The organism is Streptomyces sp. NPDC005574, from assembly GCF_040605435.1.
Classification (GTDB): domain Bacteria; phylum Actinomycetota; class Actinomycetes; order Streptomycetales; family Streptomycetaceae; genus Streptomyces.
Window position 1 is genome coordinate 1 of the sequence record NZ_JBEXCW010000183.1, and the last position, 7,022, is coordinate 7,022.

At 67.5% G+C, this 7,022-nt stretch carries 6 protein-coding genes and 1 pseudogene; 2 read left to right on the forward strand and 5 right to left on the reverse strand.

Features of this window, described 5'->3' with window-relative positions:
• Window positions 1-95: 95 nt before the first annotated feature.
• Window positions 96-1,258, reverse strand: a pseudogene (gene mobF, locus ABZT03_RS42320) (MobF family relaxase); the annotation flags it as partial.
• Between the two features lie 219 nt (window positions 1,259-1,477).
• Here mobF and ABZT03_RS42325 point away from each other — a divergent pair.
• Window positions 1,478-1,675: a hypothetical protein gene (locus ABZT03_RS42325; protein WP_356049404.1), complete on the forward strand. Its 198-nt coding sequence runs from the start codon at window positions 1,478-1,480 to the stop codon at window positions 1,673-1,675.
• A gap of 86 nt (window positions 1,676-1,761) precedes the next feature.
• On the opposite strand, the gene ABZT03_RS42330 is transcribed toward ABZT03_RS42325, so the two are convergent.
• The 4 genes from ABZT03_RS42330 to ABZT03_RS42345 all read right to left on the reverse strand — a co-directional run bounded on the left by ABZT03_RS42330 (window position 1,762) and on the right by ABZT03_RS42345 (window position 5,131).
• Entirely contained in the window at window positions 1,762-1,959 is a 198-nt protein-coding gene (locus ABZT03_RS42330; protein ID WP_356049405.1) for a hypothetical protein, read from the reverse strand.
• Window positions 1,960-2,535: 576 nt separating this feature from the next.
• Window positions 2,536-3,381, reverse strand: coding sequence for an AAA family ATPase (locus tag ABZT03_RS42335; RefSeq protein WP_356049406.1), 846 nt, complete (start codon window positions 3,379-3,381; stop codon window positions 2,536-2,538).
• A 470-nt stretch (window positions 3,382-3,851) separates the two neighbouring features.
• Window positions 3,852-4,133 (reverse strand): hypothetical protein, encoded by a 282-nt coding sequence (locus tag ABZT03_RS42340; RefSeq protein WP_356049407.1) that lies wholly within the window; start codon window positions 4,131-4,133, stop codon window positions 3,852-3,854.
• 509 nt (window positions 4,134-4,642) lie between these two features.
• Entirely contained in the window at window positions 4,643-5,131 is a 489-nt protein-coding gene (locus ABZT03_RS42345) for a nuclear transport factor 2 family protein (RefSeq protein ID WP_356049409.1), read from the reverse strand.
• 337 nt (window positions 5,132-5,468) lie between these two features.
• Here ABZT03_RS42345 and ABZT03_RS42350 point away from each other — a divergent pair, with 337 nt between their 5' ends.
• The gene (locus ABZT03_RS42350; protein WP_356049410.1) at window positions 5,469-6,917 is read left to right on the forward strand and encodes a cytosine permease; all 1,449 of its coding nucleotides are present in this window, start codon (window positions 5,469-5,471) and stop codon (window positions 6,915-6,917) included.
• Window positions 6,918-7,022 lie beyond the last annotated feature (105 nt).

Sequence of the window (7,022 nt, forward strand, 5' to 3'; positions counted from 1 at the left end):
CGCCGAGTACGAGGCACTCCACGCAGCAACCCCAGCACCAGAAACCGTCCTGGAAACCAGCTAACCCACCGTCCACCAAACCCGGGGCTTGACAGGTGGCGCTTGAACGCCCCGCGCATCACGTACACCACGGCGACGACGTCGACGGCCGCCAGGGCGACGTCGACGACCGGCCGCACCCGCGCCCACACCGCCGCGGCCGCCGCCCGCGCCCGCTGCGCCAGCCGGTCGATGACGTCGGCGCCGAACGCGGCGATGGCCGACTCCCGCCAGCTCTCGCGCAGCTCGGACAGCGGCCGCATGTCCTTGCGCTTGGGCGGGCGCGTCCGGTCGGCGGCCCGGCAGGCCAGCCCGTAGGCGGCCCGCTCCCCCGGCGCGTGCCCGTGCTCTTCCACGTACTCGGCTGTGAGGACGAACAGCGCTTCCTCGATCTGCTGACGGCGCGTGGACTGCCAGCCGATGAGCCGCTGATCTATGCCCGCGATCTCCATGACGGGACGGCGGCCGGGTGTCACCTCGCGCGGCTCCCACGCCCACCCGAGGCGGGCGGACACCTCTTCCATGAAGAACAGGAGGTACAGGGTGTCGGCGACAACGATGTGCGACAGCAGCGTGTCCGCCGACAGGTTGCCCCACGTGCCCTTGGCGTCCGGCCGGCGGGCGCGGATCGACACCACCGCATGATCGTGCAGCAGCGGCTTCGACTCCTCAGCTCTGGACTCGTAGTGCCGGAACACCGCGACGATCAGCCCGCCGTCCCGGATCGGCTTGCGGTGCTTGCCGCCGCTCCCCGACCGGATCTGCGCGACCGACTCCCCCAGCCACTTCAGCGTCTTGTCCACGGCAATGTCCTGGCACAGCTCCAACACCCGGCGTTCCTCGTCACCCAGCAGCGCCCACGCGATGTGCGCCGTCGGCGGCGGCCGGAACACCAGGTCCATGCCCAGCCAGGGAACGCGTTCCTTGGCCTTCTCCGTCTTCGGCGACCGGTTGTGCTCGATGGGCTGCCCAGCACACTCGCCCGCCGGGCCTTCGCCGGATCGTCGCCCGCCTCCAGGCGCTCGCGCTCGATCCGATCGGCGTCCGGGTGCCGGCCTTCCCCCAGGAGCAGTTCGGCCTGCCGCTCGCTCACCACGTCCCCGGCCGTGAGGCCGACCGCCTCCAGACCCCGGCCCCGCCAGATCCCGGGCGGGACACCGGCCCCGTCCTGGGCGTCGCGCAGCGCCGTGCCTGCGGGGCGGTAGCCGTCACCGACCATCACGCCGCGGAAGAGGTAGCGCACTCCGTCACCCGGACGGAGCGCCGATTTACTGATCACCGGGCCATGGAACACCGGTCATGACCTGCGCAAAAGGGCGATCCGGGGTCCTTCCCGCCGGGCGGGAGGCCATCACCAAGTCTTTACCGCAGCGCCCGCCAGGCGGGCCGTCCCGGCAGCCCGAGACGGTAAGCCGCCGACGTGTGCACAGTCCGCCGCATGTTGAACGAACTGATCTACGCCGACCCGTGCCCGCTGTGCTCGCGACCGATGCGACCCGAGTTCCGCAGCAGCGGCCGCTCCGCCCAACAGGACCACCCGGCCCGCACCGACTTCCACCGGTACCACTGCGACAGCTGCGAGGCCGCCCGCCCCCAGGAGTTCTACGCCGCGATGCGCGCCCTCTACGAGACCTGACCCCGGTCGTGCGAATACTGCGCGCCGACCACACAGCAGGGCCAGTTTCCCAAATTTGGGAAACTGGCCCTGGGATATCAGTGCCGCTACTGGGGGGCGGCCTTCGTCACTGTGGACGCCCAGGAAGCGATCTCCTCCGCAAGACGGCGGGTCTCCTCCGGGTTTTCCTCGAACGCCTTTTTCACCAGTCCTCGCGTCAGGTGCTTCTTGGCGAGGGCCACGGCGTTCTCCAGCTGTCCCAGCGCGCTCGGTGTGGTGGCCGGGTGGTTGGTGCTGCTGAGCACCTCGCCCTGGATGGCCTTCTTCGGGTTGCCGTGTCGACTGCCGCCTTGAGAGCCGCTGCGGTGGGCTGTCCGTTCTTCTTGTCGGACTTCCCCCAGGCTTCACTGACGGCTTCCAGGCCGTTGTGCCGAGCACTGGGGCGAGGACTTGGACGTGTCCGGTGTTGGCGCTCGCTCCTTCCGGGAGTGCCTTCTGCACCTTGGCCGTGGCGACCAGGAGGTAGCCGTGGGTGGAGGAGTAGTCCCACCGCCGCTTCACGTAGTCGACGAAGCTCTCGTACTCCGGCCGCCAGAGTTCATCGTCGTGGATGAGCGCCAGGGCGGGGCCGGCCTCGCGGCTGAACCTGTCCTTCGCCTGTCGCACGGTGAGTTCCGCGTTGTCCTGAGCCTTGCCGATGATGCCTTCGAGCACAGCCAGGCGTTCGGCCGCGGTGCCCTCGTGAGCAGCGCGCGGGAGCGGCACGAGAGCAACAGCCGTGTCGGCCGGGTCGGCTCGGTCTGCGGCTTTCTGGAGGCCGCCCCGTCCAGCTTTTGCAGGGGGCGCGGCGGCTGCGGCCTTCTGAAGCAGTTTGGAAGCCATCAGGCGCCCTTCTGTGTCACTAGGTGGTCCAGGAGCTGGCCGTACCAGCCACGGAGCTTCTTGGCCTCGCGGCCGGGAGCGGAGGTGATTGGCGTGCAGGCCACCCGGCACTCCTCTCGTACGGAGTAGCTGACGATCCCCGGGTAATGCCCCTCATCGGCTGTGAGGTGATCGAGCACCTTGTCGCCGAAGGTTTCCACGAGCTGCCCGTTGACGAAGTGGTTGACGGCGCGCATGTCGTCCTTCTTCGGCAGGATGCTCCTCACCACCCCGGCGATTTCCAGGTTCTCGTTCATCCCGCTGCCAGGGGCGCTGACGAACCGGATGGTGCGAAGCGCTTGCTCGGCTCCGAGTCGGCCGTCGGCGGTGAGTGTGGCGGGGATGAGCACCTTCTTGGCTGCGATCAGCGCGCAGGTGGCGAGCTTGCCGCCCGCTCGTGGCGGGACGTCCATCACCGCAAGGTCGATTTCTCCATCCAGCCCCTCCAGGGCCCGGCGCAGCCGTGCCTCGAACATGGTGGAGTCGGTCTCGCGGCGACCGAGGGGCCGTTCCGAGGGGAGCACCCAGACGTTGGACGGCCATCCCTCGCCAGCCCGCACGATCGCGTCGTGGATCAGTTCGGCTGGATCCCCGGGAGGCGTGTCGGCTTCGGGGTCGATGTAGAGGAGGTCGTTGAGCGTGAAGCGCGGGTCCTTGACTCCGAGTTCCTCGGTGAGCGTGGCCCGGGGATCGAGGTCGACGGCGAGGACGTTCAGCCCGCGTTCGGCGGCTTCGGCCACCATGCCCGCGGAGTTGCTCGTCTTCCCGACGCCTCCCTTCTCCGAGTAGTTCGCGACTGCGTCCACGCCAACCTCCACCTATGCGATCACTTCCGCGCCGGATCGTCGCTGCTCAGGCGCTCCCCAGGCAAATCACCCTGGTGAGAGGCATCGCGTTGACCTGCACGTGCGGGAGGCAGCGTAGCGGTCCGTCGTTTCCCAAATTTGGGAAACGCCCGTGCTGTCGCCCGTCCTGGCGAGTCGCTACGGGGGCCGGGAACGCAAAAAGGCCCGTGTTCCCTGCGGTGGGTCGCAGGGAACACGGGCCTTCGGAGTGCTGAGGATCAGGCGGCCCAAGCCGCGGGCGTGCCTTCGTCAGGGTTGGGGATGCCGGCTGCGGTCACCCGAGCGGCGGGGTGCCGCAGGGCGGTGATCGGTACAGCGCCGGGTTCGGTGGCCGGCGCCCAGACCATGCGCCAGGTGTCGTCCCACTCGCATCCGCAGCCGTGTTCCGGATGCGGATGCCGTAAGAACACGCCGTAGGTGAGGACGGCGCCCTACGCGGTGTTCGTATGGAACGGGCGTTGCATCGCCGCGGACGCTCCGGTCAGGTCCAGCGCGATACCCAGGTTCTGGCACATGCGGTGGAGGCGGAGGGCGGTGCTGAGAGTGGCAGGTGCCGGTTCCCCGTCGGGGACGCTGAGGGTCACCCAGCGGGGCCGGTGGGCGTGGATGAGGGCCTCGATCTCCTGGACGGCCGCGGCTCGGGTAGCGATGTCGAGATGGCGGTGCAGGGTTACCTGCAGCATGTCGCCGTCGGAGCTGTGACTGATCAGCATGGTGGCCTCCGCTTGGCGGTGTCCTCACGCCGTGTTCCGGCCCGGGTCCGGCCCGGGGCTGTCTGACCTCCCAGGATGACAGCCAGAGCGTGTCACCGCAGCTCACGGCACGCCCTCTCTACAAGTAACCGGTCAGGCCACACACGGCACCATTCCGCGCATCCGGGTCCGCGCGGACTCCGCGACACCCTCGCCGACCACCACCCCGGCGACGGCCACGACGACATCGCCGATCCGCCTCAACGCCTGGTGGAACGGTCATCCACTCGACCGAACCCGCACCAGCCACCTCGCCCGGCTCAACCTCACCCTCGCAGCCTGAGGGAATTAGCCACCAGGGTCGGCAAGGCGCACCCGAAGGGAACATGGGGTACTGCCCTGCCGGAACCCGTCCGGCAGGGCAGTTTTCATCGCCCACATGTTCATCTTCAGTGACATGAACATGCCCATTTCGAGTGTCCGCCAACAGCGGGTCTCTACCCCCGACTGTACGGCGTCATCGGGAGGAATCAGTAGTGGGCGCCGACCTTCGGGGGGATCTGTGTCGCTTGCTTCAAGTTCTCCCGCAGGAACGGCTGCGGGAGGTGTCCCAGTTCCACGAGGGGGGCGCAGAGGTCCCAGAAGTACTCGTGGCTGGTGATCTTGTTGTCGGCGTCGAAGCGCCAGATGGTGCAGCAGCGGATGGCGGACTCCTTGCCGTTGGCCTTGAGGCCGGGCAGGTAGTCGTCGCCGTCATGGGTGCCCTGGAAGGTGAGCGGAGTGATGACGATGCCCTTGGCCTCGTCTTCTATGTAGTCGATGTCGAAGACCCGCTCGTCCGAGAGGGCTTCGGTCCAGGCCTTCCAGAAGTTGATCAGGTCGTCCCGGCGGGCTCCGCCCGCGCCCAGGGCGTTGTCGTAGTAGGTGACGTTTTCGGCGCACAGGCCTTTCATGGTGTCCCAGTCGCGGTTGTTGTAGGCGTCGAGGAACTGTGCGGCGTGGTCGGTACGCTCTGACATCTTTTTTGCCTCCGTCAGGGGTGCCTCTCGGTGCGGACCGGTGTGTTCGCGCCTGGTCTTCACGCTAAGCCGCTGGGCTGCTCCAGGCCACCTGTGGCTGTCCGGTGGGCTGACCCGGACGATGATGGCCTCGGCGCGCGGTCCTTGCCGGCTCCCGCGAGAATCGCGCCATGGACAGCCGTTCTCGGCAGGTAACCGTCCGGCTCGGTGTTGATTGGCCGGACTGGGCCCTGAACGCCGACTCACGCGTTATTGGCGAAGGCGTCGAGTCCCGACCCCTGTTGTCTCGAGGGCGGCTCAGTCCTCTCTCCGCGATCTGTGAAGAATGAGGGATGCCATGACCGCGAAAGAGTCCGGGGATCGTTCCGCGGGGGCGGGCCGAGTCCCTCAGATCGAGATCCATTCGATCGATTACATTCCCGAACGGGAACGGCATGGACACGCCTGGCAGCAGGGGCCGTTCTGGTTCGTCCTCAACCTCCACCCCTTCACCCTGGCCCTGGGACTGATCGGCCCGTCCCTGAGCCTGTCCATGGGCTGGACCGTGCTGGCTGGCGCGGTAGGCCTGCTCCTCGGGACTGTGCTGATGGCCTTCCACGCGGCCCAGGGGCCGCGCCTCGGGCTGCCCCAGATGGTCCAATCACGACCGCAGTTCGGCTATCGCGGCGCGATCACTCCCATGCTGGTCAGCGTGCTGACCTTCGGCGGTTTCTTCGTCCTCACCGTGCTCATCATCGCCCAGGGCCTGAAACAGATCTTCGGCTGGAACACCACGCTGATCGCCCTAATCGCCAGCCTCATCGGCCTGCTGCTCGCCGTGTTCGGCCACGACTGGCTCCATTGGATCTTCCGTGTGCTTTTCGTGGCCTCGCTGCCGCTGTGGCTCGTCTTGTCCGCCGAGATCATCATCGGGAACCTCAACACCAGCCCGTCGCCCCCGGAGGGTTTCACCTGGGTGGCGTTCATGGTGCAGTTCACTGTCAGTACCAGCTACACCCTGACATACGCCCCGTCTGTTTCCGACTACACCAGGTATCTGCCGTCCCGTACCAGCGCCTGGCGGCTGTTGACCTGGGTCGTCCTTGGGACATGTGGGTCATCGATCTGGCTGATGGCCCTCGGTGCCTGGACGGCCACCCGCCTTGCCGCGGCCGACCCCATCGTCGGCATCCGCGACGCCGGCAACCTGATCACCGGCGGCTTCGGCAGCGCGCTGGCCCTCCTGTCCGTCGGTATCCTCACCGCCACCGTCGGATTCGAGACCTACAGCGCCGCCCTGAGCACCATCGCAGCCCTCGACTCCGTCAAACCGCTACAGCCGACCCGCCGGGTGCGGGTGGCCGTGAGCACGCTGGTGGCCGTGATCTGCGCCTCGATCACACTGAGTCTGCTGAACTCTTCCGTACAGACCACCCTGAGTAACATCCTGCTCCTCCTGCTCTATCTGATTGTGCCCTGGAGTGCGGTCAACCTGGTCGACTTCTTCCTGGTCCGCCGAGGCCGCTACGCGATTCTCGACCTGTTCACCCCGGCCGGAATCTACGGCAGTTGGGCGTGGCGCGGACTGGTCGCTTACACCCTGGGACTGGCCGCGGAAGTCCCTTTCTTTTCCCTGACCTTCTGGTCCGGCCCCGGAGCAGACGCCCTGTCCGGCGTGGACATCGCCTTCGCGGTCGGCCTGACCGTGGCCGCGATCCTGTACTTCGCGCTGTCGACGACACTGGACCTCTCCGCCGAGCGGCCCGCCATCGCCCGAAGTAACGATCAACTGGCCAGCCAGGAATGACACCGACACACTGTCAAGCCCCGGGTTTGGTGGACGGTGGGTTAGCTGGTTTCCAGGACGGTTTCTGGTGCTGGGGTTGCTGCGTGGAGTGCCTCGTACTCGGCG

Excerpts from the sequence above, each read along its gene's own strand:
- ABZT03_RS42325 (WP_356049404.1), top strand. The coding sequence starts at position 1,478 with ATGTTGAACGAACTGATCTACGCCGACCCGTGCCCGCTGTGCTCGCGA.
- ABZT03_RS42350 (WP_356049410.1), top strand. The coding sequence starts at position 5,469 with ATGACCGCGAAAGAGTCCGGGGATCGTTCCGCGGGGGCGGGCCGAGTC.
- ABZT03_RS42340 (WP_356049407.1), bottom strand. The coding sequence starts at position 4,133 with ATGCTGATCAGTCACAGCTCCGACGGCGACATGCTGCAGGTAACCCTG.
- ABZT03_RS42345 (WP_356049409.1), bottom strand. The coding sequence starts at position 5,131 with ATGTCAGAGCGTACCGACCACGCCGCACAGTTCCTCGACGCCTACAAC.